The organism is Labrys okinawensis, from assembly GCF_047345005.1.
Lineage (GTDB): Bacteria > Pseudomonadota > Alphaproteobacteria > Rhizobiales > Labraceae > Labrys > Labrys okinawensis.
Window position 1 is genome coordinate 904,016 of the sequence record NZ_CP178864.1, and the last position, 23,895, is coordinate 927,910.

At 63.9% G+C, this 23,895-nt stretch carries 25 protein-coding genes and 1 riboswitch; of the genes, 11 read left to right on the forward strand and 14 right to left on the reverse strand.

The window, feature by feature from the left end; translation table 11 throughout:
• Positions 1–15 precede the first annotated feature (15 nt).
• The 7 genes from ACMDCR_RS04380 to thiC form a co-directional block, all read right to left on the reverse strand.
• Positions 16–669: an outer membrane protein gene (locus ACMDCR_RS04380; RefSeq protein WP_413991351.1), complete on the reverse strand. Its 654-nt coding sequence runs from the start codon at positions 667–669 to the stop codon at positions 16–18.
• Positions 670–1,164: 495 nt separating this feature from the next.
• The gene (gene thiD, locus ACMDCR_RS04385) at positions 1,165–1,956 is read right to left on the reverse strand and encodes a bifunctional hydroxymethylpyrimidine kinase/phosphomethylpyrimidine kinase (protein ID WP_413991352.1); all 792 of its coding nucleotides are present in this window, start codon (positions 1,954–1,956) and stop codon (positions 1,165–1,167) included.
• Entirely contained in the window at positions 1,953–2,564 is a 612-nt protein-coding gene (locus ACMDCR_RS04390; protein ID WP_413991353.1) for a thiamine phosphate synthase, read from the reverse strand. The genes thiD and ACMDCR_RS04390 overlap by 4 nt, the downstream gene beginning before the upstream one ends.
• Positions 2,561–3,343, reverse strand: coding sequence for a thiazole synthase (locus tag ACMDCR_RS04395; RefSeq protein ID WP_413991354.1), 783 nt, complete (start codon positions 3,341–3,343; stop codon positions 2,561–2,563). The genes ACMDCR_RS04390 and ACMDCR_RS04395 overlap by 4 nt, the downstream gene beginning before the upstream one ends.
• Positions 3,344–3,463: 120 nt before the next feature.
• A complete protein-coding gene (thiS, locus tag ACMDCR_RS04400) occupies positions 3,464–3,661 on the reverse strand; it encodes a sulfur carrier protein ThiS (protein ID WP_413991355.1) in 198 nt (65 codons plus the stop codon).
• Positions 3,639–4,652 carry a glycine oxidase ThiO gene (gene thiO, locus ACMDCR_RS04405; protein ID WP_413991356.1) on the reverse strand — a complete coding sequence of 338 codons (1,014 nt, stop codon included), beginning with the start codon at positions 4,650–4,652 and terminating at the stop codon, positions 3,639–3,641. The genes thiS and thiO overlap by 23 nt, the downstream gene beginning before the upstream one ends.
• Positions 4,636–6,492, reverse strand: coding sequence for a phosphomethylpyrimidine synthase ThiC (gene thiC, locus ACMDCR_RS04410; RefSeq protein WP_413991357.1), 1,857 nt, complete (start codon positions 6,490–6,492; stop codon positions 4,636–4,638). The genes thiO and thiC overlap by 17 nt, the downstream gene beginning before the upstream one ends.
• 91 nt (positions 6,493–6,583) lie before the next feature.
• A riboswitch (TPP riboswitch) is annotated at positions 6,584–6,691 on the reverse strand.
• Between the two features lie 204 nt (positions 6,692–6,895).
• On the opposite strand from thiC, the gene ACMDCR_RS04415 reads away from it, so the two are divergent.
• Positions 6,896–7,360, forward strand: coding sequence for a YbaK/EbsC family protein (locus tag ACMDCR_RS04415; protein ID WP_413991358.1), 465 nt, complete (start codon positions 6,896–6,898; stop codon positions 7,358–7,360).
• Between the two features lie 473 nt (positions 7,361–7,833).
• Positions 7,834–9,111 (forward strand): ABC transporter substrate-binding protein, encoded by a 1,278-nt coding sequence (locus ACMDCR_RS04420; protein WP_413991359.1) that lies wholly within the window; start codon positions 7,834–7,836, stop codon positions 9,109–9,111.
• 158 nt (positions 9,112–9,269) lie between these two features.
• On the opposite strand, the gene ACMDCR_RS04425 is transcribed toward ACMDCR_RS04420, so the two are convergent.
• Positions 9,270–9,677 (reverse strand): DUF2000 family protein, encoded by a 408-nt coding sequence (locus ACMDCR_RS04425; protein ID WP_413991360.1) that lies wholly within the window; start codon positions 9,675–9,677, stop codon positions 9,270–9,272.
• Between the two features lie 23 nt (positions 9,678–9,700).
• Between ACMDCR_RS04425 and ACMDCR_RS04430 the strand changes: the two genes are divergently transcribed.
• Positions 9,701–10,597, forward strand: coding sequence for an AraC family ligand binding domain-containing protein (locus ACMDCR_RS04430; RefSeq protein ID WP_413991361.1), 897 nt, complete (start codon positions 9,701–9,703; stop codon positions 10,595–10,597).
• A 139-nt stretch (positions 10,598–10,736) separates the two neighbouring features.
• On the opposite strand, the gene ACMDCR_RS04435 is transcribed toward ACMDCR_RS04430, so the two are convergent.
• Positions 10,737–11,729 carry an aldo/keto reductase gene (locus ACMDCR_RS04435; RefSeq protein WP_413991362.1) on the reverse strand — a complete coding sequence of 331 codons (993 nt, stop codon included), beginning with the start codon at positions 11,727–11,729 and terminating at the stop codon, positions 10,737–10,739.
• 104 nt (positions 11,730–11,833) lie between these two features.
• Between ACMDCR_RS04435 and ACMDCR_RS04440 the strand changes: the two genes are divergently transcribed.
• Positions 11,834–12,736: a LysR family transcriptional regulator gene (locus tag ACMDCR_RS04440; protein ID WP_413991363.1), complete on the forward strand. Its 903-nt coding sequence runs from the start codon at positions 11,834–11,836 to the stop codon at positions 12,734–12,736.
• A 151-nt stretch (positions 12,737–12,887) separates the two neighbouring features.
• The gene (locus ACMDCR_RS04445) at positions 12,888–13,250 is read left to right on the forward strand and encodes a VOC family protein (RefSeq protein ID WP_413991364.1); all 363 of its coding nucleotides are present in this window, start codon (positions 12,888–12,890) and stop codon (positions 13,248–13,250) included.
• Between the two features lie 119 nt (positions 13,251–13,369).
• Here ACMDCR_RS04445 and ACMDCR_RS04450 read toward each other — a convergent pair whose 3' ends face one another.
• Positions 13,370–13,651: an HU family DNA-binding protein gene (locus tag ACMDCR_RS04450; protein WP_284316184.1), complete on the reverse strand. Its 282-nt coding sequence runs from the start codon at positions 13,649–13,651 to the stop codon at positions 13,370–13,372.
• Between the two features lie 314 nt (positions 13,652–13,965).
• Here ACMDCR_RS04450 and ACMDCR_RS04455 point away from each other — a divergent pair, with 314 nt between their 5' ends.
• Positions 13,966–14,517, forward strand: coding sequence for a methylated-DNA--[protein]-cysteine S-methyltransferase (locus tag ACMDCR_RS04455; protein WP_413991365.1), 552 nt, complete (start codon positions 13,966–13,968; stop codon positions 14,515–14,517).
• 71 nt (positions 14,518–14,588) lie between these two features.
• On the opposite strand, the gene ACMDCR_RS04460 is transcribed toward ACMDCR_RS04455, so the two are convergent.
• The gene (locus ACMDCR_RS04460) at positions 14,589–15,137 is read right to left on the reverse strand and encodes a TetR/AcrR family transcriptional regulator (RefSeq protein WP_413991366.1); all 549 of its coding nucleotides are present in this window, start codon (positions 15,135–15,137) and stop codon (positions 14,589–14,591) included.
• Between the two features lie 124 nt (positions 15,138–15,261).
• Between ACMDCR_RS04460 and ACMDCR_RS04465 the strand changes: the two genes are divergently transcribed.
• On the forward strand, positions 15,262–16,050 hold the full coding sequence (locus tag ACMDCR_RS04465) for an SDR family NAD(P)-dependent oxidoreductase (protein WP_413991367.1): 789 nt from the start codon (positions 15,262–15,264) through the stop codon (positions 16,048–16,050).
• 149 nt (positions 16,051–16,199) lie between these two features.
• Here the strand turns inward: ACMDCR_RS04465 and ACMDCR_RS04470 are convergent, their stop codons facing one another.
• Positions 16,200–17,420, reverse strand: coding sequence for an enolase C-terminal domain-like protein (locus ACMDCR_RS04470; RefSeq protein WP_413991368.1), 1,221 nt, complete (start codon positions 17,418–17,420; stop codon positions 16,200–16,202).
• Positions 17,421–17,672: 252 nt separating this feature from the next.
• The gene (locus ACMDCR_RS04475) at positions 17,673–18,347 is read right to left on the reverse strand and encodes a GntR family transcriptional regulator (protein WP_413991369.1); all 675 of its coding nucleotides are present in this window, start codon (positions 18,345–18,347) and stop codon (positions 17,673–17,675) included.
• Between the two features lie 248 nt (positions 18,348–18,595).
• On the opposite strand from ACMDCR_RS04475, the gene ACMDCR_RS04480 reads away from it, so the two are divergent.
• Complete coding sequence (locus tag ACMDCR_RS04480) at positions 18,596–19,696, forward strand: hypothetical protein (protein WP_413991370.1); 1,101 nt, start codon at positions 18,596–18,598, stop codon at positions 19,694–19,696.
• Positions 19,697–19,756: 60 nt separating this feature from the next.
• Here ACMDCR_RS04480 and ACMDCR_RS04485 read toward each other — a convergent pair whose 3' ends face one another.
• Positions 19,757–20,005, reverse strand: a complete 249-nt coding sequence (locus ACMDCR_RS04485; RefSeq protein WP_413991371.1) for a GlsB/YeaQ/YmgE family stress response membrane protein — start codon at positions 20,003–20,005, stop codon at positions 19,757–19,759.
• Positions 20,006–20,228: 223 nt separating this feature from the next.
• Here ACMDCR_RS04485 and ACMDCR_RS04490 point away from each other — a divergent pair, with 223 nt between their 5' ends.
• From ACMDCR_RS04490 to ACMDCR_RS04500, 3 genes are all read left to right on the forward strand, one after another.
• Positions 20,229–20,714: a YidB family protein gene (locus tag ACMDCR_RS04490; protein WP_413991372.1), complete on the forward strand. Its 486-nt coding sequence runs from the start codon at positions 20,229–20,231 to the stop codon at positions 20,712–20,714.
• 137 nt (positions 20,715–20,851) lie between these two features.
• Entirely contained in the window at positions 20,852–22,252 is a 1,401-nt protein-coding gene (gene ahcY, locus ACMDCR_RS04495; protein WP_413991373.1) for an adenosylhomocysteinase, read from the forward strand.
• 419 nt (positions 22,253–22,671) lie between these two features.
• Positions 22,672–23,892 carry an efflux RND transporter periplasmic adaptor subunit gene (locus ACMDCR_RS04500; RefSeq protein ID WP_413991374.1) on the forward strand — a complete coding sequence of 407 codons (1,221 nt, stop codon included), beginning with the start codon at positions 22,672–22,674 and terminating at the stop codon, positions 23,890–23,892.
• Positions 23,893–23,895: the final 3 nt, after the last annotated feature.

Consider the following 23,895-nt stretch of genomic DNA (forward strand, 5'->3'; position numbering starts at 1 on the left):
ATCCAGATACGCGGATCAGAACTTGTAGCTGACGCCGAGGTTCAGGTCGGTGCCGTCGAACTTGACCTTGTGGCGGGTGCCAGCGAAGTTGGTGTTATTCGAGCCGAGGTCGATGTAGCGGGCCTCGCCACGGACGATCCAGTTCTGGTCGATGGCGTATTCGACGCCGGCACCGGCCGTCCAGCCAACGCGGGTGTCGGTATTGGAGCCGCCGCCAGCGATGCTGACCTTCTCGTCACCATAAGCAACACCGCCCGTGATGTAGGGCAGGATGTTGTCGAAGGCATAACCGACGCGAGCGCGGGTCGAGCCATCCCACTCGTTCTTGAACTTGGCGCGGGCCGTAACGACGCCGTTCGTCACCGTCTCGGACTTGTTGAAGCTCGAGTAGTCGATGTCGGTCTCAAGGCCGACGACCCAGCCGCCGTCGAACTGGACATTGTAGCCGGCATGCACGCCACCGATGAAACCGGTGCTGTTGAAGTCGGCACTGTCAAGCTTGCCCTGTCCAATGATGGCACCAGCATGGAGACCGGCATAGAAGCCAGTCCAGTTGTAAACCGGAAGAACGGCCGGGGCGGCCGGCTCGACCGGCTGGGGGGCGAGGTCGGCAGCGAAGGCCGAGGTCGAAGTGAGCAGCAAGGCCGCGAGAGCCAAACGCATTTTCATTGAACTAAACTCCAAAACCGAAAAATCACAGTGGCTGCTTATAACCTGAAAGCGTTGACAGAGTCTGTAGCGTTTTCGCCACACCAGCCCTCCGTCTGGTGACGGTCTCGCGCAGATTCCAAGGCAAAATTAAGACAGGGTTTGTGACAGTTCGTAGTTAATATCCACTTAACACCGACCATAGGTCTCATAAATACTTATATAGAATTTAATATATCAAGAACATCCGAAAATTCCATAAATCTATACGTAAAATATGAATCGCGGCGTACAGCAGGTATTATGGGGTTCCCTAGCAATGAACGGCCCTTTGGGGGTACTTTATGCTTCCGGCCGAGAAAATGCTGCTCTGCAACATGGGACTCGGCCAATAAAATCGCCCAGCAATTGTGCAAAGAACCTGCCCCATTCGCGCCACATTATGGGGTGGAATGCGCTTCTGGATTGCTTTGCCGCAATGTAACAACTGCCCTGCGTCTAGCGCATGGCTTTCCACTAAACCGCTTCGGGCGACAGGGCCGGGCCTTTTCCATGGCCGATGCGAAGGCCTGCGCCGGCGATCAACCGCCCCCTCAGCCATGATTTGGCTCGGGCGACGGCGATGTCAAGAGGATGGCCGAGCGCGATGCCCGCCGCCAGGGCCGCGGATAGTGCGCAGCCGGTCCCGTGCAGATTGGTGGTCTCCACCCAGGGAGCGGCGAAGCGCGTGATGCCCTGCTCCGTCGCCAGCATGTCGATGGCCTCGTCGAGCGAGCCATGGCCACCTTTGAGCAGCACCGCCCGGGGACCGAAAGCAAGAAGCGCCGAGGCCTGGCTGCGCATGGCCTCCTCGTCGGCGGCCTCCCCCACGGCCAGTAGCGCCGCCGCCTCGGGCAGGTTCGGCGTCAGGGCGGCCACGAGGGGCAGAAGATGCTCGCGCAGGGCTTCGGGAGTACCGGCGCGACCGAGCGCGCGACCGGTGCTGGCGGAGAGGACGGGATCGAGCACGACGGGCAGGCCTGTCCCGGCCAGGATTTCGGCGATGATGCCGATATGATCGGGGCTGGGCACCATGCCGATCTTCACGGCTTTCACCTCGAAATCGGCGAGCACGGCTTCGATCTGCGCCCTCAGCATGGCTAGTGGCACCTCGTGGATGGCAGAGATGCCAAGTGTATTCTGCGCGGTGATCGCCGTGATGGCGCTGGCGCCGTGTACGCCGAAGGCACGAAAGGCGGCGAGATCGGCCTGGATGCCCGCTCCCCCACCCGAGTCCGAGCCGGCGATGGTGAGAACCGTCGGTATCATGCCGCCGGATGCCGCGTCGCCGCCAGCCAGTCGCGGATGCGGGCGGGCGGATCGGGATGCCTGGTGACGTCGCTCACCATGGCGACGACATCGGCGCCGGCATCGAGGCAGCCCTGCGCCCGCTCCAGCGAGATGCCGCCGATGGCGACGAGGGGGCGGCCCCCGATTAGCCGCTTCCATTCGCCGATGCGCGCGAGCCCCTGCGGCGCGAAGGGCATCGCCTTGAGCGTGGTCGGATAGATAGGGCCCAGGGCGACATAGTCGGGATCGAAACGGATCGCCCGCTCAAGCTCGGCATGATCATGCGTGCTGATGCCGAGCCGCAGCCCAGCGCGGCGGATGGCCGGCACATCCGCAGTGTCGAGATCGCCCTGGCCGAGATGCAGGAAGCTTGCTCCGGCTTCGATCGCAGCCCGCCAGTAGTCGTTGACGACGAGTTCCGCGCCGGCGGCTCGGCAGAGTGCCAGAGCGGCCGTGACGTCGGGCAATACGGTCTCGTCGTTGCGCTCCTTGATGCGCAGCTGGATCAGCTTGGCACCTTCCTTCACGAGGAGGGCGACCCAGTCGACGCTGTCGACCACAGGGTAGAAGGGATCGAGTCCGTTCATGCGAGGACCGCCTGACCAAGCACGGGGGTAGAGGGCGCCGCCATGTCGCGCGGCGTCATCGGATCGGCAAGGAAGGCGAGGCGCCCGGCCTCGATGGCGAGGGCGAAGGCGCGCGCCATGCCGGCTGGGTCCCCCGCCTTCGCTACGGCCGTGTTGAGCAGGATGGCGTCATAGCCGAGTTCCATCGCCTGCGCCGCATGCGAGGGCGTGCCGATGCCGGCATCGACAACCAGGGGAATGCCGGGGAAATGCGCACGCAACGCCCTCAGACCGTAGACATTGTTGAGGCCGCGGCCCGAGCCGATCGGCGCGCCCCAGGGCATCAGCACCCTGCAGCCTGCCTCGACCAGCCGGTCGGCGACCACGAGATCCTCGGTCGTATAGGGAAAGACCTCGAAGCCGTCCCTGGCGAGGATGCGCGCGGCCTCGACCAGGCCGAAGACATCGGGTTGCAGCGTATCGGCTTCGCCGATGACTTCGAGCTTGACCCAGGTGGTGCCGAACACCTCCCGCGCCATCTCGGCGGTGGTGACGGCCTCCTGCACCGTATGGCAGCCAGCGGTGTTGGGCAGCACGCGGACGCCGAGGTCGCGGATCAGCTGCCAGAAAGTCTGGCCACTGCGCTGCGACCCCGCCTCCCGTCGCAGCGACACGGTGACGATGCCGGCTCCGGAGGCGCCCACGGCCTCGGTAAGGATGGCGGGCGAGGGATATTGCGCCGTCCCGAGAAGGAGGCGCGAGGCGAACGGGGTGCCGTAGAAGGTGAGAGGGTCGGTCATGAAGTGGCTCATTCGAGGGGAGGGCGTGGGTTCCTGGGTGCGCGGACGTCTCGTCCGCATCGCGGAACCGTGACGCTTGTAGAAGCGTAAGAGGCGGACGAGACGTCCGCGCTCCCAGGATCATCCTCCCTGCATCGGCGCGAGAATCTCAACCGAATCCCCATCCCGCAGCGCGGTCCTTCCGCGATCCGCCGCGCGCACGAAACGCCCGTTTATCGCCGTGGCCACCACGGCCTCGGCGAGTTCCAGCGTCTCGAGCAGCCGCGCCAGCGTTTCGGCGGCGGCCTCCTGCGTCTCACCATTGATGGTCAAGGTCATAGCGTACCTCCTTGCGCGGCAGGATGAGGTCGGCCGCTTCCCGAGCCAGGGCCGGCGAGAGCAGGAAGCCGTGGCGGAACAGGCCGTTGAGGGAGAGGACCCGGCCCTGTCGGGTCAGGCGTGGCAGATTGTCGGGGAATGCCGGGCGCAGATCGGCGTCGAGCTCGACGATTTCGGCTTCGCCAAAAGCAGGGTGCAGGGTGAAGGCGGCATTGAGCAGTTCCATGGCCGAGCGCACCGTCGGCGGCCCCGGATGCTCGCTCTCGATCATGGTGGCGCCGATCATGAAATGGGCACCGGCGCGGGGCACGATATAGAGCGGGAAGCGCGGATGCAGGAAGCGCACCGGCCGCGACAGCGTCACGCCGGGCGCCCTGACGATCACCATCTCGCCGCGCACGCCTCGCAGACCGGGCAAGGTCTCACGGGCCGCGAAGCCCCGGCAGTCGAGCACGGTATCGGCCACGAGCGCTTGCGGATCGGCCTCGACGCTGAAGCGAAGGACGACGCCGAGATCCTCCAGCGCACCGGCCAAAGCTGCCAGAGCGCGGCGCGGGTCGAGATGGGCCTCGCGTGGAAAGAACAGGCCCCGCTGGAAGCGGCCGGCGAGATCGGGTTCAAGCCCGGCAATGCCGAGGGCATCGACCGCGACATGCGCCTGGGTGCGACGGGCAAAGCGGGCAATCTCGCTCTCGTCGCGGGGCGGGGCCACCACCAGCGTACCGCGCTGGACCGTGTCGGGGAAATGACGAGGCCACCATTCGAGCGCGAGCTGGCCACGTTCCATCACGGCGGGCTCGGCGCTCTCGCGCTCGCACCAGGGCGCCAGCATGCCGCCGGCGAGCCAGGAGCAGGCGCGTGCGCCGAGGATGGGCGCGCGCTCCAGCACCTCGACTTCGGCGCCCCGCATAGCACATTCCAGCGCCGCGACGAGGCCGGCGACGCCGGCCCCGACCACGGCGATGTGCTCGCGCTTACCCGGCCGGAACATAGAGCGCTCCGCCCTGTTCGAGGAACTCGCGCGACTTGGCCGCCATGCCTTCGGCTGCTGCCTTCTCCATGGCCAGCGCCTCCATGTCGCGCACCTCTTGACGAAGATCCTGCGTGATCTTCATCGAGCAGAATTTCGGCCCGCACATCGAGCAGAAATGAGCGACCTTGTGCACGTCCTTCGGCAGGGTCTCGTCATGGAAGGCGCGTGCCGTATCCGGATCGAGCGAGAGGTTGAACTGATCCTCCCAGCGGAAATCGAAGCGCGCCTGCGAGAGCGCATCGTCGCGGATGCGGGCGGCCGGATGGCCCTTGGCGAGATCGGCGGCATGGGCAGCGATGCGGTAGGTGATGACGCCGGTCTTCACATCGTCGCGGTTGGGCAGGCCGAGATGCTCTTTCGGCGTGACATAGCAGAGCATCGCCGTGCCGAACCAGCCGATCATCGCCGCGCCGATGCCGGAGGTGATATGGTCGTAGCCCGGTGCGATATCTGTGGTGAGCGGCCCGAGCGTATAGAAGGGCGCCTCGCCGCAGGCGGCGAGCTGCTTGTCCATGTTCTGCTTGATCTTGTGCATGGGCACATGTCCAGGCCCCTCGATCATCACCTGGCACCCCTTGTCCCAGGCGATCTTCGTGAGCTCTCCCAGGGTTTCAAGCTCGGCGAACTGGGCGGCATCGTTGGCATCGGCGATCGAGCCGGGGCGCAGGCCGTCGCCGAGCGAGAAGGAGACGTCGTAGCGGCGCATGATGTCGCAGATGTCGGCGAAATGCTCATAGAGGAAGTTCTCGCGATGGCCGGCCAGGCACCAGCGCGCCATGATCGAGCCGCCGCGCGAGACGATGCCGGTGACGCGCCGGGCCGTCAGCGGCACATGGGCGAGGCGCACGCCGGCATGAATGGTGAAATAGTCGATGCCCTGCTCGGCCTGCTCGATCAGCGTGTCCTTGAACACCTCCCAGTCGAGCTTGAGCGGATCGCCGTCCACCTTCTCCAGCGCCTGGTAGATCGGCACGGTTCCGATCGGCACGGGAGAGTTCCGGATGATCCATGAGCGGATATTGTGGATGTTGCGCCCGGTGGAAAGGTCCATCACCGTGTCCGCACCCCAGCGCGTGGCCCAGACAAGCTTCTCCACCTCCTCGGCGGCGCCGGAGGTCACGGCGGAATTGCCGATATTGGCGTTGACCTTCACCAGGAAATTGCGGCCGATGACCATCGGCTCAAGCTCGGCATGATTGATGTTGGCGGGCAGGATGGCCCGTCCCAGCGCGATCTCGTCGCGCACGAATTCGGGCGTGACGAAGTCGGGAATCGCGGCGCCGAAATCCTCACCGTCGGCTCTCCGCCCTGCAGCGCCCTCCAGCGCCCTTTCGCGGGCGAGGTTTTCGCGGAAGGCGGCATAGACCATCTCTTCCGTGATCAGGCCGGCGCGTGCGAACTCGTATTGGGTGACGCGCTGGCCGTCAGCGCCGCGGCGCAGAACGCGTTCGGCCGGGCAAGGCTGCACCAGGCGTTCGGCCGAGACATGGCCATTGTCCTCGGGCTTGACGGCGCGGCCCTCGATGGCGGCAAAGCCACGGGCGGCGATCCAGGCGTCGCGCACGGCGGGCAGGCCCTGCTGCAGGTCGATGGCCGCGCCATCATCCGTATAGGGGCCGGAGGGGTCGTACACGCGCACGGGCTCGAGCGCGGGATCGCCGAGGCAGATTTCGCGGTAGGGCACGCGCATCCCGGGATGCGAGGCGGGCGCGGCATAGACCTTGCGCGAACCTTGGATCGGCCCGGTGGTGACGCTTTGCGGCGCAGCTGTTTTGTCTTTGGGGGCTTGGTAGTTCATGGATCTCCTCCTCGAAGCGAGTGTTGGAGATCCGGGGCGACGATTGTCTGGGCGGACCCTGGTATTGCAACCTGGTCCTTGGGCCTGATGCCAGGCCCGCAGTTCCCGTCCCTTCGCCGGCATGACCCGGATCAGGTTCGAAGAGTTCGGCTCTGGGCCATCTCAGCCCCGCTTGCGCGGGACACCCCTCGGAACGGTTGTCAGCCTAGACCCGGAATCGCCTGGCGTCCAGAGGGGGATGAGATGCGAGATTGGAGGGTCGATCACCGATCGACATTTCCCCCTTCCTGCGAACACAACGTTTCCAAGATTGTCGATCGGTGATCGACCTCCGATCCTCACTCCGTCTTGGAAGGGCGGCCCTTCTTGGCTACCTTGTTCCGCCCATCGCGTGAGTCCTCCCATGCCCCATTCCGTCGATCGTGTCCGGCAGGCCCTGCTGTCGGCTGGCCATCCCGATACCATCACAGAGTTTGCAGAGGGCACGCATACGGTGGCGGAGGCGGCGGCTTCGGTGGGATGCACAGAGGCCGAGATCGCCAAGTCGATCATTTTCCGCAGCGGCGAGACCCCCGTCCTGGTGGTTGCCTCCGGCGTCAACCGCATCGACCGCGCCAAGGTGGGGACGGCGCTCGGGCGCAAGATCGAACGCGCCGATCCCGCCTGGGTGGAACAGGTCACCGGGTTTGCCGTCGGCGGGGTGGCGCCTGTCGGCCATCTGGCGCCCGCATTGATCCTGATCGATGAGGATTTGATGGTGCTCGATCCGATCTGGGCCGCGGCGGGCTCGCCCACCCATGCCTTCCGCACCTCCCCGGTCGAATTGGTGCGCGTGACCGGCGGCACCGTGGCGCATGTCAAGGCATAGAGGAACCGGTTGACGTAAACTGCCTGAATCCCTCCTGCTCGCGGTAGCGCCTCGGGAGCCATCTGCCTTCATGGTTGCTAATGATGGCGCTTGAGAGCCGCGCTTGACCAAAGTCCTTGACGGGCCGGGGCGTCGCATATCAAACTCTGCCAAAATGTCGCGAAAACGCGCAAGCGCTCCGATTGGGAGCGCCCCTTCTACCGACATCGACTGGCCGACTGCGGGGCCTTGCCTTTATGGCCTCTGCGCTGGAATGCCCGACTTCGTAGTATGGTAGTGTCCCACATTTAACGGTCAGGCCGGAGCACCCGGCCGGTGGTCGTGGGCATAACGAGGGGTCAAATCTCGATGCGCTGAGAATTCAATCAAGATTCCTACGTCCTACCAGGCATATCGGCCACAGAAGCCGGACGCCGGTAAGGCAATGCCAGAGCTAACCCTACTCTGCACCAGAATATATAGAGGAAACGCTGATGAACAAATCCAAGGTCTACGGCGCCGCTGTGGGTGCTGTCATGGCTCTCGCCGCAGGCATAGTCGCCGCTCAAGCTGACGGCATTTGCAAGAATACCGTGCGCGTGCTGGCTCAGCCTCAAGACAGTCTCGCTCTCAACGAGAAAAACAAGGATGAATTCGAGAAGCTGAGCGGCGCCAGCTTCCAGATCGACTATCTCAACGAGAACGACCGGCGCGCAAAGTCCCGCGCGGATGCTTCCACCATCGGCAAATACAACGTCTATTATATCGATGAGGCGAACGTCGCGCTCTTTGCGTCCTCGAAGTGGATCTATCCGGTCCTTGACTACTATCCCAAGGAGTATGATTTCGCCGATTTCGATCCCGGCCGCCAGAAGGTCGCGACCTTCGATGGCAAGCCCTATTTTGCGCCGGTCACCGGCGGCGGCGACCTCATGGTCTACCGCAAGGACCTGTTGGACAAGGCCGGCTTGAAGCCACCCACGACGCTCGATGACCTGATCGCCGATGTAAAGAAGCTGCACGATCCCGATCACGGCGTCTATGGCATCGCCCTGCGCGGACAGCGCGGTTCGGGTGCCAATGTCTGGCGCTGGATGCCCTATTTCAAAGGTTTCGGCGGGCAATGGTTCGACGGCGACAAGCCGACCTTCGATTCCGATGCCGGCGTGAAGGCCACACAGACCTATCTCGATCTGTTCAAATATTCCGCTCCCGGCACCAAGACGGGCAGCTGGGATGAATCGACCGGCGCCTTCCTTTCCGGCCAGGTGGCGCTGCTGATCGAATCGAGCCCGCTCGGCGCCCTCGCCCTCGATCCCAAGGTCTCCAAGGTGACGGACAAGGTCGGTTTTGCCGCCCCGCCTTCGCCACTGACCGGCGGCGGCTATGCCCACGGCCTTGCCATCGGCGTGAAGGGCAACAAGGACGATGATGCGCGCAAATGCGCCGGTCTTTTCATCGCCTGGGCGACCTCGAAGGAGAATGAGCAGCGCAATCTCGACGCCGGCAATTTCGGCGGCCTCAATCGCACCAGCGTGCTGACCAGCCCGGCATTCAACCAGAAATTCAGTGCCGACCTTTCCAAGGCGCTCTCGGACACCGCCAAGGTCACCGCCGTGAACTTTTGGCAGGACGCCGACTGGCCGGCCCTGGGCGACCGCTGGGGCATCGAACTCGAAGAACTGATCGCCGGCACCCGGACGGATGTGAAGGGCAGCCTGGATGAGCTCAACGACTATGCCAAGGAATTGGTAGCGAAGAAAAAGAAATAATGGAGCTGGCTAAATAATTAAAGGAGTGGCCGCCTTTCTGACGAGGGGAGGTGGCTCATTGTAGGCATAGGCACTGGTCTAAAGGGTGCAACGCGAGCCTCCACCACGAAGCTGGGGAAGGCTTTGCGTCGCGCTCTTCGATATATCTTCTCACTCCCCTACGGATGCATCCTCGCGCCCTTGGTGATCTTGTCGACGAGTTTCTTGTCCGTCCGCAGCGCAATCCCCACCACCCTGGCGTCCTCGGGCGCATGTTCGGCGAAGACCGCGCGGTTGGCAGCGTCGTGGCCTGTTGCGAACATCTCCTCGATATAGAGCGAGGTGCGCACGCCGCGCTCCAGCGAGCGGCGATGGATCGTCGCCATGGTTGCGGCGTCAGCGGCGAGCACGATGGCGGGTTGGGCCGACAGGGCGTTGTAGAAATGGCCGGCGCGGTCGCGATAGGGCTCGCCGATGATCTCGGGAGCCCCGGCGACGACGCCGCTGGTGAGGAAGGCGGTGACGTTGAGCGCCTGCCAGGGGGCAAGATCGTCTCGCAATACGATTGTAAATTTAGTATCGAACATGGATGGTTACTTTCGAGGCTCCAATGCCGTCGGGCGATAGGCCGCATGCTTTAGAGCGGCAGGCCTTCCACGGTCTTGAACGTTTGTGTGAGAGCGCCGAGAGCATTCGTACCGCGCCCGCTCTGCCCGGCATCGAACGTATCGAGGCGTATTTCCAGGGCAGGGTCTTCGAGTTGCACCGGCACGACACCTATGCCGTGGGCGTCACCCTGGGCGGGGTGCAAACATTCCAGTATCGCGGCGCCTCGCGCGTCAGCCTGCCCGGCCAGGTCATCGTGCTGCATCCCGACGAGGTGCATGACGGCGGCGCTGGCACCGAGGCTGGCCTGCACTACCGCATGATCTATCTCGAACCATCCTTGCTGTTGCGCGGCCTCGGCGAGGGCGGAGCGGGCCTGCCCTTCGTGCACCAGCCGGTCTTCGACGATCCTGAATTGCGCGACGAGATCCTGTCCCTTCTTGGACCTCTCGATCAAGGGCTTGAGGATCTCGCGGCCGACGATCTTGTCGCCCGCATCGCGAGGGGGCTCGCCCGTCACGCCGGCCAGCCCCTCAAACCGCTGGGGCCGCTCGCTCTGCGGCAGGTCGAGCGGGCGCGCGATTACCTGGAAGCCCATGCTTTGGAGGCGGTGCGCTCCGAGGAGCTGGAGGATGTCGCCGGGCTCGACCGCTTCACGCTCTACCGCCATTTCCGCAGGGCCTTCGCCACCAGCCCGCATCGCTTCCTGCTGATGCGCCGTCTCGGCCAGGCCCGTACCATGATCGAGGCCGGCGAACCCCTGGCGGAAATCGCCGCGGCCACCGGCTTTGCCGACCAGAGCCACCTGACCCGCCACTTCAAGAAGGCCTTCGGCCTCACGCCCGGGCGCTGGGCCGACTTGACTGCAGGGAGTGCGGACGTCCCTCCGACACTCAAGTGAGTGTCGGACGATCCGCTCTTGAAGCAAAGGTCACGCAAGCAAGCGCGATGCTGCTGTTGACAATCGCATCGCGCTTACTTGTATCGCAACCGTTTCAGGAGCAGACGAGACGTCCGCGCTCCCAGGGGCGTCCTCCCCGTCAGTGCTCGCTGTCGAGATGGGCCATCTGCGCGGCGGCATAGCGCGTGCCGGCGGCGGCGTCCTTCGGCACGGCGGCCTCGATGGCGGCAAGATCATCCCGTGTCAATGTCACGTCGAGGGCGCCCAGAGCCTCGGCGAGGCGGTCGCGGCGACGGGCGCCGACGAGCGGCACGATGTCTTCGCCCTGCGCAGCCACCCAGGCGATGGCGATCTGCGCCACGCTCACCTTCCTCGCGTCTGCAACCTTGCGAAGCGCCTCGACCAGAGCGAGGTTCTGGTCGACGTTTCCGGTCTGGAAGCGAGGGCTGAAGGCGCGGAAATCGCCTTGCCCGGCGCTGTCCTTCTGCCAGTGGCCGCTGATCAGCCCGCGCGAGAGCACGCCATAGGCGGTGATGCCGATGCCGAGCTCGCGGCAGGTGGCGAGAATGCCGTCCTCGATGCCGCGCGAGATCAGCGAGTATTCGATCTGCAGGTCGACGATTGGATGCACCGCGGCGGCGCGGCGGATGGTTGCGCTGCCGACCTCCGAGAGGCCGATATGCCGGACATAGCCCGCCTTCACCATGTCGGCGATGGCGCCCACCGTATCCTCGATCGGTACGTTGGCATCGAGACGGGCCGGACGGTAGATGTCGATATGATCGACGCCGAGGCGCTGCAGCGTATAGGCGAGGAAGTTCTTCACCGCGGCAGGACGGCCATCGAAACCGGTCCAGCCGCCCGCGGGATCGCGTAGGCCGCCGAATTTGACCGAGAGGACTACCTTGTCGCGGGGAACCCCCTTCAGTGCTTCGCCGATCAGCATCTCGTTATGGCCCATGCCATAGAAATCGCCGGTGTCGAGCAGGTTGATGCCGGCATCGAGGGCGGCGTGGATGGTGGCGATGCTCTCTGCCCGTTCCGAGGGGCCGTACATGCCTGACATGCCCATGCAGCCGAGGCCGAGGGCGGAGGAAAGCGGGCCGGTCTTGCCCAGTTGACGCATCTGCATGGCGAAACTCCCAAGATGTTTGGATCCAGTGAAAGGATTATGCCGCAGACTGTTCCGTGCGATAATCCGATGGAGTTTGCACAAGCTGTACGGAAATCCGCACAATGCCCGATATGGACCTCGCCGATCTCGACGCCTTCGCGGCTGTTGCCCTGGCGCGCAGCTTTCGCGGCGCGGCAATGAAGCGGGGGACCTCGGCCTCGGCCCTCAGCGAGGCCCTGCGCCGGCTGGAGGCGCGGCTTGGCGTGCGCCTGCTCAACCGCACGACGCGTAGCGTCACGCCCACCGAGGCCGGCCAGCGCCTGCTCGAAAGGCTGGCTCCGGCGCTCGGCGAGGTGGCGGCGGCGCTCGATGCCGTCAACGATTTCCGCGACACGCCGATGGGCACGCTCCGACTCAACGTGCCCACCATCGTGGCGCGGGCGGTGCTGCCGCGCATGCTCGGCGAGTTCATGCGTCGCCACCCCGGCATCACGCTGGAGATCGTCGGCCATGACAGCTTCATCGACGTGTTCGCGGCCGGTTTCGACGCCGGCATCCGTTACGACGAGAGCCTGGAGCGCGATATGATCCGCGTGCCGCTTGGTCCGCGCACCCAGCGCTTCGTCACCGCCGCCTCGCCCGCCTATCTCGCCCAGCATGGCCGTCCCGCCCATCCCGACGACCTCCTGCGCCACGCCTGCATCCGCCACCGCTTCGACAGCGGCAACACGCCCCGCTGGGAATACGAGCGCGAGGGAGAAAGCGTGACGATCACGCCCGCCGGCCCGTTGGTGGCGACGGCCATGGAAATGCAGGTGCAGGCTGCCATCGAGGGGCTCGGCATCATTCGCAGCTTCGAGGAATTCCTGGCGCCGGCGCTTGCCAGTGGCGTTCTCGAGCGCATCCTGCCGGAATGGGAGGAGGCATTCTCCGGCCCCTATCTCTACTATTCCAGCCGCCGCCACATGCCCGCACCCCTGCGCGCCTTCGTGGATTTCCTCAAGGGGCCGCAGGGGCGGTGGTAGATCGCGCCAGCTCCGCATAAGCTCTCCAAGAAATATTAGAGCGCTTTACTTTCAAATGGAATCACCAAGAATCGCAAAATGCTTTTGGTACCAACAAGTTAATTTCGTAATCCGCTCTTGCCTGAACGCATTTTGCTCTAGGGAGAACGCCATGGCGGTTCGGCTTCAGCACATCAACATCCGCACCAGCGATCTGCAGGGCACCATCGATTTCTATACGAAGGTCATTGGCCTGGAGCAGGGTGAGCGGCCCGACTTCGATTTTGCGGGAGCCTGGCTCTATGACGGCCTGCAGCCGGCGGTGCATTTGAGGGAAGTGGCGGAGGGCTCGGCGCGGGTGGGCAACACGGTCGATCACTTCGCCTTCCAGGTCGATTCACTTGATGACGCGGTGGCCCATCTCGACCGGCTGGGAGTGCGCTATCGCGGGCCCGATTGCCTGCCCGGCACGGCCGTCCGGCAATGTTTCCTGCAGGATCCGAACGGCGTGATCGTGGAACTGCAGGGCCCCTGACGGGGGCCGCCTGGCGAGGCATTGGCACAGGCAGACATGGCCTTCCCCGCCTATAGGCCAAAAAAAAGGGACGGAGCCATGGCGCCATCCCTTCTCGAAAAGTCTTGATGACCGGGGAATTAGCCGTTCACGGCGTCCTTGAGTGCCTTGGCGGGCTGGAACACGACCTTCTTCGAAGCGGCGATCTTCATCGGAGCGCCGGTCGAGGGATTGCGGCCATCGCGCTCCGGCTTGGCCTGCACCTTGAACTTGCCGAAGCCGTTGAGGGAGACTTCCTCGCCCTTCACAGCCGCTTCGGCGATGCCCTTCAGAACGTCTTCGACGGCTGCCTTAGCGGCAGTCTTGGTCAGGCCATGAGCGGCGGCAATACGGTCGGCAAGATCGATGGTGCTGACGGTCATGATGTTATCCTTTCTATGATTCGTCCGGTCGCCTTATCGCACGGAGGATAGGTATCGCCAACGCATCTACAGGGAGAAGTCACCGAAAAACGCCGTTTTTCAGGTGATAATTGTGCCTTCGCGGGAGCTGGCGGCGATTGGGAGCGGGTCAAGAACCGTTTGGGCCAATTCGCGGGGTATAAGCGAGCGGGGCCGAAAAGGTTCCGGTTCGGGTGATTCCCGGTCTATGATGATGGAACTGGGCACAGAAATCGGGTGGCGGCATAGGCCTGCCCGTGCTGATGTGCCGATCCCCATTATGGTGAGGAGAGGCAGTGACGACTTCCATTCACTTCGCTCTTTTTGAAACCGAGATCGGCGCCTGCGCCCTGGCCTGGGGAGGAAAGGGGCTTGTCAGCGTGCAGTTGCCTTCGGCCGATGGCCACGCCCTCAGGGCTCGCATGAAACGGCTGCTACCCGGCGCCGTCGAAGCGGAGCCGCCGCCGGAGGTGACGAAGGCCATTGCCGGCATCCAGGCTCTGCTGGCTGGCGAGCCTGTCGATCTCCGCTGGATCGAGCTCGACACCGACCATGTCCCAGACTTCAACCGCCAAGTCTATGCGATTGCCCGCGCCATTCCGCGCGGCTCGACCATGACCTATGGCGAGATCGCCAAAAAGCTCGGCGATCCCCTGCTGGCGCAGGCCGTTGGCAAGGCGATGGGCCAGAACCCGCATCCGATCGTGATGCCCTGCCACCGCGTGCTCGCGGCGGGCGGCAAATCCGGTGGCTTCTCCGCCTATGGCGGCGTGGAGACCAAGCGCCGGCTCCTGAAGATCGAGGGCGCCCTGCCGGACGATCAGCCATCGTTATTCGGCTGGGCCTGAGCGAAGAGCGGGCCCCCCAATCGAGGTTTCGCCGAGCTTGCCAGGGACTTCCTGAGACCCCCGTTCCCGCTTCACGTTCTCAGCACCTCCCTGGTCTCCTGCATGATCTCGTCCGAGAGCGCTGGATCATCCGAGATACGCGCCAGCACCATCGCGCCGACCATGGCGGCCCAGCCGGCGATGGCGGCGCGTCGGCGTTCTTCCGGGGTCTCGCCCGGTGCCGTCTGGCTGAAGATCTCGATCCGTCGTTTCAGCGCCTGCGTCATGGTATGGCGCGCTGGGCCCTTCGTACGGCCGACCTCCGAGCCGAGCGTGGAGAACAGGCAGCCATTGCCGGGCCCATCCCGATGCCGGGCGCTAAGATAGACGCCGGCATAATCGGCCATCGTCTTCTCATCCTCGGTCTTATCCGAGTCCGGGAACAACACATGCGCGAAAGACTGGGCGATCAGATCCTCCTTTGAGCTGAAATGCCCATAGAAGGCTCCATGGGTGAGACCTGCCGCAGCCATGATCTCGGCCACCGTCACGCCCTCGAATCCGCGCTCGCGGAACAGCCGCGCCGCTGCATCGAGGATGCGCTGGCGGTTCTCGGCGAGTTGCTCCTTGCTGACCTTCATGGCTTGGCTCCTTCAATTCACTTGACATTATACATGATGTCCATCATGAATGCATCAATCATGATGGACATCATGAATAGCAAGTGCCGGTGCCGAGAAGGGCCGGTCTGCAAGGAGCTCGAAAATGACCCAATCGCTTCCCACCGTGCTGATCACCGGCGCCTCGACCGGCATCGGCGCGACCTATGCCGAGCGCTTCGCCCGCCGCGGCCATGACCTCGTGCTGGTTGCCCGCGACCAGGCCCGCATGGAGACGCTGGCCGCACGCCTGCGCGCCGAGAGCGGCGTCGCCATCGACATCATCAAGGCCGACCTCACGGATAATGCAGACATCGCCCGCGTCGAGACGCGCCTGCGCGACGACGAGGCGATCGGCGTCCTCGTCAACAATGCCGGTGCCGCCGCCCATGGCGGCTTTGCCGATCAGGATCCAGAGGCAGTTGACTGGCTGATCCGCCTCAACGTGACGTCTCTCACGCGGCTGACCGCCGCCGTCGTGCCGCGTTTCCTTCGCCAGGGCAAAGGTGCCATCATCAACCTTGCATCTGTGCTGGCGCTGGCGCCGGAAATCTCCTTCGGCGTCTATTCGGCCACCAAGGCCTTCGTGCTGACCCTGTCGCAGAGTCTTCAGGTCGAGCTTGGGCCCAAAGGCGTCTATGTGCAGGCTGTGCTGCCGGCAGCCACCCGTACCGAGATCTGGGAACGCTCGGGCCGCGATATCAACACCATCGAAGGCGTGATGGAGGTGGGCGAACTGGTCGATGCGGCGCTGGTAGGCTTCGACCGCAAGGAGGCCGTCACGATCCCGCCGCTGCCGGATGCCGGCCAGTGGGAGAACTTCAATGCTGCCCGCCAGGCCATGCTGCCGAACTTCAGGCAGTCAAACGCCGCGGCGCGCTACAGGGCGGCGTGATGCGGTCATCCCGGACGCACTGCAGCGCGAAGCGATGCGGTGCAGATCCGGGACCGTAAACGGGAAAGGGCGCACAAGCAGACGACGATCCCGTGTCTGCGATGCGGCACTTCGTGCCGCATCGCGCACGGGATGACTGTGCTCCCAGCCTACCCCTCCACCCGCGCGAACCTCTGTTCGGGGATGACCGAGTACCAACCCGGCCGTCCCGGATCGCGGTCATAGGTGTAGCCGCCGACCTCGCGATAGAGTTCGGCATATCTGGCGAGCTTCTCGCGGTCGAGCTCGACGCCGAGGCCCGGTCCCTCCGGCAGGGCGATGGCGCCGTCGACATAATGCAGCGGCCCGCCGACGATGATATCGTCAGTGAGATGATGGTAGTGGGCGTCCGCTGCGAAGGAGAGGTTGGGCAGCGCCGCCCCCAGATGCAACATCGAGGCGAGCTGGATGCCAAGCTCGCCGGACGAATGCACTGCCGCGCCATACTGGAAGGCTTCGAGCACGGTGCCCGCCTTGTGGGCCTGGCGCAGGCCGCCCCAGAAGGTGGTGTCGAGCAGGATGACATCGACGGCCTCCAGGCGGATATTGGTGGCGAGCTGCTCGAAATTCACCACCACAGTGTTGGTGGCGGTGGGAATTCGCACCAGACTGCGCAGGCGCCGCATGCCTTCGAGGCCCCAGGTCGGATCCTCGAAATAGTCGTTGTTGAGATGCTCGATCGCTCGGCCGACGCGAACCGCCTCCTCCACCGACCAGGCGGCGTTGGGGTCGAGGCGCAGCTTGTCACGCGGGAAGGCGGCGGCGAGCGCCCGATAGGTCTCGATGTCGTGGTCGGGTGCGAAATAGCCGCCCTTCAGCTTGTGGGTCCTGAAGCCGTAGCGGGTCTTGAGGTCGTTGGTGTGCGCCACGATGGCGTCGGGCGTCACTTCGCCGCCCTTGCCGGTCTCCTCGTTCAGGTAGCGGTAGAAGATATAGCTGGCGAAGGGGACGGTGTCGCGGATGGCGCCGCCGAGGAGATCGCAGGCACGGATGCCGAGCTTCTTGCCGGCAGCGTCCATGCAGGCCATCTCGATGGCGGCGTGTAGCTGCATGCGGTTGTTATAGAGCGAGGCGGTGGGATTCATGATCTTCCAGCGCAACTGCTCGAGCTGCAGGGGATCATGGCCCTTGAGATAGGGCAGCAGCGAGCGCACCGAGACCTCGGCGGATTCCCCGCCTCCGCCCATCTCGCCAAGCCCAATGATGCCCTCATCGGTAACCACCTCGACGATGGTGCGGATGAAGCGCCCCCAATGCGCGCCGGCGGCATGGCGCAAGGGCGCTTCCAGCGGCACGGCGACGGTGGTGGCCTTGAGGTCGACGATCTTCATCGGAATACCTTTTGGACGAAGCAATGAAGTCCGGGGCTGCTCATCCGCCGGTCCCAAGAGGTGGGCCGCGGACGACATGTTTCTGCAAGAGCAGGAGGGACTGCAGCGTGGGCAGGGAGACGGTCAGCGTGGCGGTGATGATGGTACTGGAATAGAAGTGGGGGCCAGGAGAGTGCCCAGGCCGACTTCGGCCGCGTGCCGCCGATTGCGCTCTCGCTCCGGTCTGCCTGACGCATGTCGGATCGGCAGGGCCTATTGAGGCCGCGTGCCGAAATTGTCGAGCACCTGCAGGATGGTGCGCAGATGCATCGTCATCGCTGCCGCCGTTGCCTGCTCGTCACGGGCGGTCAGGCCCGCCAGGATATCGCGGTGCTCGGCAATGATGGAGTTCGGGCGGTTCGGCCAGTTTACGGTGACGAAGCGCAGCCGGTTGAGATGGGTCTTGACGTCCTCGAGTTCCTCATAGACCGCGACACAGTCGGCCGTCTCGAAGATGCGGCGGTGGAAGACTTCGTCCAGCTCGTAGACCCGACGCATATCCTTGCGGATCGCTGCGAATTCCTGCTCGTCCAGGATCGAGGAGAGCGCTTCCAGGTCCTCATGGCTCGCCATGCGGCAGGCGCGGCGGCAAACCTCGACCTCGACGACTTCGCGGATCAGCTGGGCGGCACGCACCTTCTCGATGCGGATCGGCGCGACCAGCGTGCCGCTCTGCGGGAAGATGTCGACGAGACCCAGGCTCGCGAGACGGAGCAGCGCTTCGCGGACCGGCGTGCGCGAAACGTTGAGGCTGGCAGCTATCTCGGCTTCGCGGATCGGTTGCTGTGGCTTGAGGGTGCCCAGGACGATATCGTTTCGCAGCATCTCGTAGACATTGGCTGCTGTGGACCGGGGCCTGACGTTTGTCTGTCTTGTCGTATCCAGCATGGCTCAGCTCGTTCTCGAAGGATTTTCACTCCCATTTAGTGCATTAATATATTAGTGCATCTGTGCCTTGCAAGCCTGAATTCTGAGTTTGCAAAAAAAGCAATTTGTCTGACCACCAAGGGTGCTCGGCGAGAACATCATCGCCGTGTTGCGTCCGATCGTTTTTGGGGCATACTTCGCGGCGGACATGGCTACATCTGTTTGTTTTAAAAGCCATAAAGTACAGCGAATTCAGGAGGATGCAGTCCATGACAGCCAGCGGGGAATTCGTGACGGCGACGGCGGACGGCATCAGCGTGACACTGGACCTTGCGGTGGGACATATCCGCTCGCTCGTCGTTGTGCGAGGCGGCCGGGAGATTGCACCGCTGCATCGGGCGCCGTGGATCGAAGAGGTGCAGGCGCCTGACACACCGCCCCATCTTGCCCGCCTCTCGGGCGACTTCCTGTGCGCGCCCTTCGGCCTCAGCGACATCGATGGTTCGCCGAACCACGGCTGGCCAGCCAATTCGTCCTGGAAACATCTTGAGACGCGGACAATCGAGGGTGGCAGCCTTGCCCGCTTCGAACTCGAAAAACAAGTGATGGGCGCCCGCGTCACCAAGGAGTTCACGGTGCGGGACGGCCATCCCTTCCTCTACCAACGCCATCTCTTCTCGGGTGGCGAGGGAGCCGTCTCGGTCGGGCTGCACATGATGGTGTCGCTTCCCCAGGGTGGCCATCTGAGCTTCTCGCCCAAACGTTTCATCGAGACGCCGGCCGATCCGCAGGAGGCCGACCCCGCCAGGGGCCGCTCGCTCCTCGCTTATCCCGCCCATTTCCAGGACCTGAAGAAGGCGCCGCGAGCCGATGGCGGCACGGCCAACCTCGTGTGCTACCCTTTCGACCGCAATTACGAGGATTGCGTGATGATGCCGGAAGCGCCCGGCCGCGCCTTCGCCTGGGGCGCGGCGTTGCGCCATCGCGAGCACGATCTCGTGCTGAGCCTCAAGCGCCCGGAGGATTTTCCCTCGACGCTGCTGTGGATGAGCAATGGCGGGCGCTATTACAGCCCCTGGAACAGCCGCCATCGCGGCGTGCTGGGGCTGGAGGAGGTGCGAAGCTACCTTTTATCCGGCCATAAGGCGTCGATCGCGCCGAACCCCTTCAGCGATCAGGGCATTCCCACCTCGATCGGCCTGACGGCCGATGGCGAGGTCGATCTCAGACAGGCCATCGGCATCATGCCGGTGCCGGCGAGCTGGGACCGGGTTACAGATGTGGAGGTGCGTGGCAAGACGCTCGCCGTGCTGTCCGATAATGACGAGTTCAGCGTGCCCTATGATCCCGATTTCATTCTGCATGCCTGAGCCAGGCAAAAGAAAAGGCCGGTGCGAAACCGGCCTTTTGCTGTGTTCAAGGAGAGTATCTCAGCGCCGCGCGACGGCGTTGTAGACCACCAGCACAATGATCGCGCCGGCGATGGCAATGAGGATACTGCCGATATTCAGGCCACTGACACCGCCCATGCCGAGCAGCGTGGCGATATAGCCACCGACGATCGCACCGATAATGCCGATCACGATGTCAAGCAGCAGGCCGGAGCCCGACTTGTTCACGACCTTGCTGCCGACGAAGCCAGCGATCAGACCAAGGATGATCCAGGACAGAATACCCATATTTGCTCCCTCTGTGGTGCCGGGTGACACCTGCGAATCTTACCATCATTTAATCACGGGGGCACACCTTCTTTTCGCAAGGTGATGCTGTGATAACGCAAGGGAAGTTACAGGAATTTTTTTGCCACGATCATCATTGTAAAGTGCTTGTCGCAAGGTGCAGGATACACAACATTGGAGGGGACCGCGACGAGCGGCGCCCCTTATCTCGAGGAGACGCAAGATGGGCTTTTTCGACAACGCCGTGAACAATGCCGTGCCGAATGGCAATATCGCCAAGCCGCTGATCATTGCGGCCGGTGCATTGCTGCTCGCCAAGATGCTACATGGTGGCAGCAGTGCCAGCACGGATAATTCGCAGGCTTCCATTCCCGCGCCGGTTCCCGCGCCCGCTCCGGCCCCCTCGGCGCCGCAGGCCGGTACCGATGACGGCGGCCTGCTCGGCGGCCTCGGCGGCCTCCTGCAGAAATTCCAGCAGGCTGGCCAGGGCGACGTGCTCAACTCCTGGATCGGCAGCGGCCAGAACCAGTCGATCTCGGCCGGCACGCTCGGCCAGGTGCTCGGTTCGCAGACGGTGCAGGATATCGCCCAGAAGGCAGGCATCAACTCGAACGATCTGCTGGGCCAGCTTGCCCAGCATTTGCCGGAGATCATCAACCAGTTGACCCCGAACGGCCGCCTGCCCACGCAGTCCGAGCTCGGGCGGTAAGCCTGGACCACCCCGGGAGCGCGGACGTCCTACGAGCGTCCGCGCTCCCGGGCACATAAAGAAATCCTTATATCCTTATTGCCGCAGCTCACGGCCTGTGCTAGACGCGCCGCCATATTCAAACGCGGAAAGCACCGATGAGCAGCAACGACTACATCGTCAAGGACATGAGCCTGGCCCCCTGGGGCCGCAAGGAAATCGAGATCGCCGAGACCGAGATGCCGGGCCTGATGGCCACGCGCGAGGAATACGGTCCGCGCCAGGTGCTCAAGGGCGCCCGTATCGCCGGCTCGCTGCACATGACGATCCAGACCGCGGTGCTGATCGAGACGCTGAAGGCTCTCGGCGCCGATGTACGCTGGGCCTCCTGCAACATCTATTCGACCCAGGACCACGCCGCCGCCGCCATTGCCGCCGCCGGCACGCCGGTCTTCGCCGTGAAGGGCGAGACGCTGGAGGAGTACTGGGAATATACCCATAAGATCTTCGAGTGGGCCGATGGCGGCACGCCGAACCTGATCCTCGACGATGGCGGCGACGCCACCATGCTCATGCATCTGGGCCTGCGCGCCGAGAAGGGCGACGTCGCCTTCCTCGAGACCGCGGACAATGAAGAGGCGGAAGTTCTCTTCGCCGCGATCAAGAAGCGGCTCACCACCCATCCGGGCTGGTACACCAGAAACGCCCTCGCCATCACCGGCGTGACCGAAGAAACCACCACGGGCGTGCATCGCCTCTATGAGATGGCCAAGAAGGGCACGCTGCTCTTCCCCGCCATCAACGTGAACGACTCGGTCACCAAGTCGAAGTTCGACAACCTCTATGGCTGCCGCGAGTCGCTGGTCGACGGCATCCGCCGCGGCACCGACGTCATGATGGCCGGCAAGGTAGCCATGATCGCCGGCTATGGCGATGTCGGCAAGGGCTCGGCCGCCTCGCTGCGCAACGCCGGCTGCCGCGTCATGGTCTCGGAAGTCGATCCGATCTGCGCCCTGCAGGCGGCGATGGAAGGCTATGAGGTCGTGACCATGGAGCAGGCCGCCCCGCGCGCCGACATCTTCGTCACCGCCACCGGCAATGTCGACGTCATCACGCTCGACCACATGCGCGCCATGAAGGATCGTGCCATCGTCTGCAACATCGGTCACTTCGACAGCGAGATCCAGGTCGCGGGCCTGCGCAACCTGAAGTGGACCAATGTGAAGCCACAGGTCGACGAGATCCAGTTCGCCGATGGCCACCGCATCATCCTGCTCTCGGAAGGGCGCCTGGTGAATCTCGGCAACGCCACCGGCCATCCCTCCTTCGTGATGTCGGCTTCCTTCACCAACCAGACGCTGGCGCAGATCGAGCTGTGGACCAATCCCGGCCAGTACGGCAAGCAGGTCTACACCCTGCCCAAGCATCTCGACGAGAAGGTCGCCTCCCTGCATCTGGCCAAGGTCGGCGCTCATCTCACCAAGCTCAGCGAGAAGCAGTCGGCCTATATCGGCGTCGACCAGAACGGCCCGTTCAAGCCGGAACTCTATCGCTACTAAGGTCGCTCCCGTCTCGCGTTCGCGACGCTTGCGAACCCTCTCCGCCCCCGCGGAGAGGGTTTTCGTTTGGATCTACACATTATCCGATCAGAAGGAGCGCACCGTCGTTCCGGCTCGTTCAGCTCAGGAACTGCCCAAACGATACGGGCGAGCGCCTCAAATGTTCCGATGATCTTCGGTTGCTTCCCAAGGAGAAGCAGGCTCTGCTCGCCGGTCAAGATTGGGGCGAATGTGCTCAATTGCCCATCACGAATTCGTGTGGGCCGTTTCGGAAACATTCTCTTCACACAGTCGCTGCATTTTGCCGCAATCATGCACGTATGACGTTTGCTGCCTTCGATTGTGTGGAGCATGTCGTTGCAATGAAAGGGGGAGGCGGTGCCTGCCCAGACCTATGTTGACGATCTGATGGCGGGCCGATGAAGCGTCTTTTCAATTTCGTACTCATTGTTGTCTTGCTCGGGGGCCTGATCTGGTGGCAGCGTGCCACCGTGGTGCCATGGGCGGTGAAAACCATTCCCGGCAGCGAGGCCTATATCGCCAAGGTGCCCTTCCTCGCCGATGCACTGCATCCCGCCGATGCGCAGCAGGGCGCTTCCGATGCCGGCGGCCGTTCCCGCCGCTCCAACAGCCCCGTTCCCGTGGTTCTCGCCACCGCAGAGACCAAGCAATTGCCGATCGTGATCGATGCCGTCGGCACCGCGACGCCCTATGCCTCGATCCAGATCCGCACCCGCATCGACAACACCGCGGTAACCAGCGTGCGCGTGGCCGAAGGCGCCCAGGTCAAGCAGGACGATATCCTGTTCACACTCGACGACCGCACCATCAAAGCCCAGATCAACCAGATCGAGGCGCAGATCACCAAGGACCAGGCCCAGATTGCCCAGTCGCAGATCGACCTCGGCCGTGCCAACGATCTGCTGACCCGCAATGCCGGCGCCGCCACCACCCGCGACACCGCCGCCACCGCCGTCAAGATGGCGCAGGCGCAACTCCTGTCCGACCAGGCCTCCCTCGACTCGGCGAAGGCGACACTCGACTACACCGTGATCCGCGCGCCGGTGCCCGGCCGCATCGGCTCGATTCCGGTCAAGCCGGGCTCGACGGTGCGCACCTCCGACAGCGCGCCGCTCGCCACACTCAACCAGCTCGATCCGGCGGTCGCCGCCTTCTCGATCCCGCAGGACCGCCTCAACGAATTACGCGAGGCCATGACGCGAGGGCCCGTGAGGGTCGACGTTACCACCGGAAAGCACACGCTGACGGGTGCGGTGACCTTCATCGAGAACAATGTCGATCCTTCCACCGGCACTGTGCTGATCAAGGCCGACATACCCAACCCGTCGGAAATCCTGTGGGCCGGCGTTTTCGTCAATGTGCAGGTGATCTTCCCCGGCACGACGCCCCAGGTGGTTGTGCCCAATGCGGCCGTGCAGATCGGTCAAAAGGGTAATTATGTCTTCGTGGTGAAAGATGGTAAAACCGCCTCGCTTCGGCCTGTGGCGGTTGCGCGCGTCGCTGGAAGCGATGCCGTGCTGACCAGCGGCGTGGATGACGGCGAGCAGGTGGTCATCGACGGCACATTGCGCCTCGTTGACGGTGCGACCGTTTCCGTCGCCACCGCCGCCAAGAGCTGAGGC

Coding starts and splice junctions, on each gene's coding strand:
- thiC (WP_413991357.1), bottom strand. CDS start 6,492: ATGAACTACCAAGCCCCCAAAGACAAAACAGCTGCGCCGCAAAGCGTC.
- ACMDCR_RS04490 (WP_413991372.1), top strand. CDS start 20,229: ATGGGCTTTTTCGACAACGCCGTGAACAATGCCGTGCCGAATGGCAAT.
- ACMDCR_RS04435 (WP_413991362.1), bottom strand. CDS start 11,729: ATGCAGATGCGTCAACTGGGCAAGACCGGCCCGCTTTCCTCCGCCCTC.
- ACMDCR_RS04445 (WP_413991364.1), top strand. CDS start 12,888: ATGGCGGTTCGGCTTCAGCACATCAACATCCGCACCAGCGATCTGCAG.
- ACMDCR_RS04480 (WP_413991370.1), top strand. CDS start 18,596: ATGACAGCCAGCGGGGAATTCGTGACGGCGACGGCGGACGGCATCAGC.
- thiO (WP_413991356.1), bottom strand. CDS start 4,652: ATGTTCCGGCCGGGTAAGCGCGAGCACATCGCCGTGGTCGGGGCCGGC.
- ACMDCR_RS04450 (WP_284316184.1), bottom strand. CDS start 13,651: ATGACCGTCAGCACCATCGATCTTGCCGACCGTATTGCCGCCGCTCAT.
- ACMDCR_RS04470 (WP_413991368.1), bottom strand. CDS start 17,420: ATGAAGATCGTCGACCTCAAGGCCACCACCGTCGCCGTGCCGCTGGAA.
- ACMDCR_RS04390 (WP_413991353.1), bottom strand. CDS start 2,564: ATGAACGGACTCGATCCCTTCTACCCTGTGGTCGACAGCGTCGACTGG.
- ACMDCR_RS04415 (WP_413991358.1), top strand. CDS start 6,896: ATGCCCCATTCCGTCGATCGTGTCCGGCAGGCCCTGCTGTCGGCTGGC.
- ACMDCR_RS04440 (WP_413991363.1), top strand. CDS start 11,834: ATGCCCGATATGGACCTCGCCGATCTCGACGCCTTCGCGGCTGTTGCC.
- ACMDCR_RS04425 (WP_413991360.1), bottom strand. CDS start 9,677: ATGTTCGATACTAAATTTACAATCGTATTGCGAGACGATCTTGCCCCC.
- ACMDCR_RS04460 (WP_413991366.1), bottom strand. CDS start 15,137: ATGAAGGTCAGCAAGGAGCAACTCGCCGAGAACCGCCAGCGCATCCTC.
- ACMDCR_RS04475 (WP_413991369.1), bottom strand. CDS start 18,347: ATGCTGGATACGACAAGACAGACAAACGTCAGGCCCCGGTCCACAGCA.
- ACMDCR_RS04420 (WP_413991359.1), top strand. CDS start 7,834: ATGAACAAATCCAAGGTCTACGGCGCCGCTGTGGGTGCTGTCATGGCT.
- ACMDCR_RS04395 (WP_413991354.1), bottom strand. CDS start 3,343: ATGACCGACCCTCTCACCTTCTACGGCACCCCGTTCGCCTCGCGCCTC.
- thiS (WP_413991355.1), bottom strand. CDS start 3,661: ATGACCTTGACCATCAATGGTGAGACGCAGGAGGCCGCCGCCGAAACG.
- ahcY (WP_413991373.1), top strand. CDS start 20,852: ATGAGCAGCAACGACTACATCGTCAAGGACATGAGCCTGGCCCCCTGG.
- ACMDCR_RS04430 (WP_413991361.1), top strand. CDS start 9,701: ATGCCGTCGGGCGATAGGCCGCATGCTTTAGAGCGGCAGGCCTTCCAC.
- ACMDCR_RS04465 (WP_413991367.1), top strand. CDS start 15,262: ATGACCCAATCGCTTCCCACCGTGCTGATCACCGGCGCCTCGACCGGC.
- ACMDCR_RS04380 (WP_413991351.1), bottom strand. CDS start 669: ATGAAAATGCGTTTGGCTCTCGCGGCCTTGCTGCTCACTTCGACCTCG.
- ACMDCR_RS04500 (WP_413991374.1), top strand. CDS start 22,672: ATGAAGCGTCTTTTCAATTTCGTACTCATTGTTGTCTTGCTCGGGGGC.
- ACMDCR_RS04485 (WP_413991371.1), bottom strand. CDS start 20,005: ATGGGTATTCTGTCCTGGATCATCCTTGGTCTGATCGCTGGCTTCGTC.
- thiD (WP_413991352.1), bottom strand. CDS start 1,956: ATGATACCGACGGTTCTCACCATCGCCGGCTCGGACTCGGGTGGGGGA.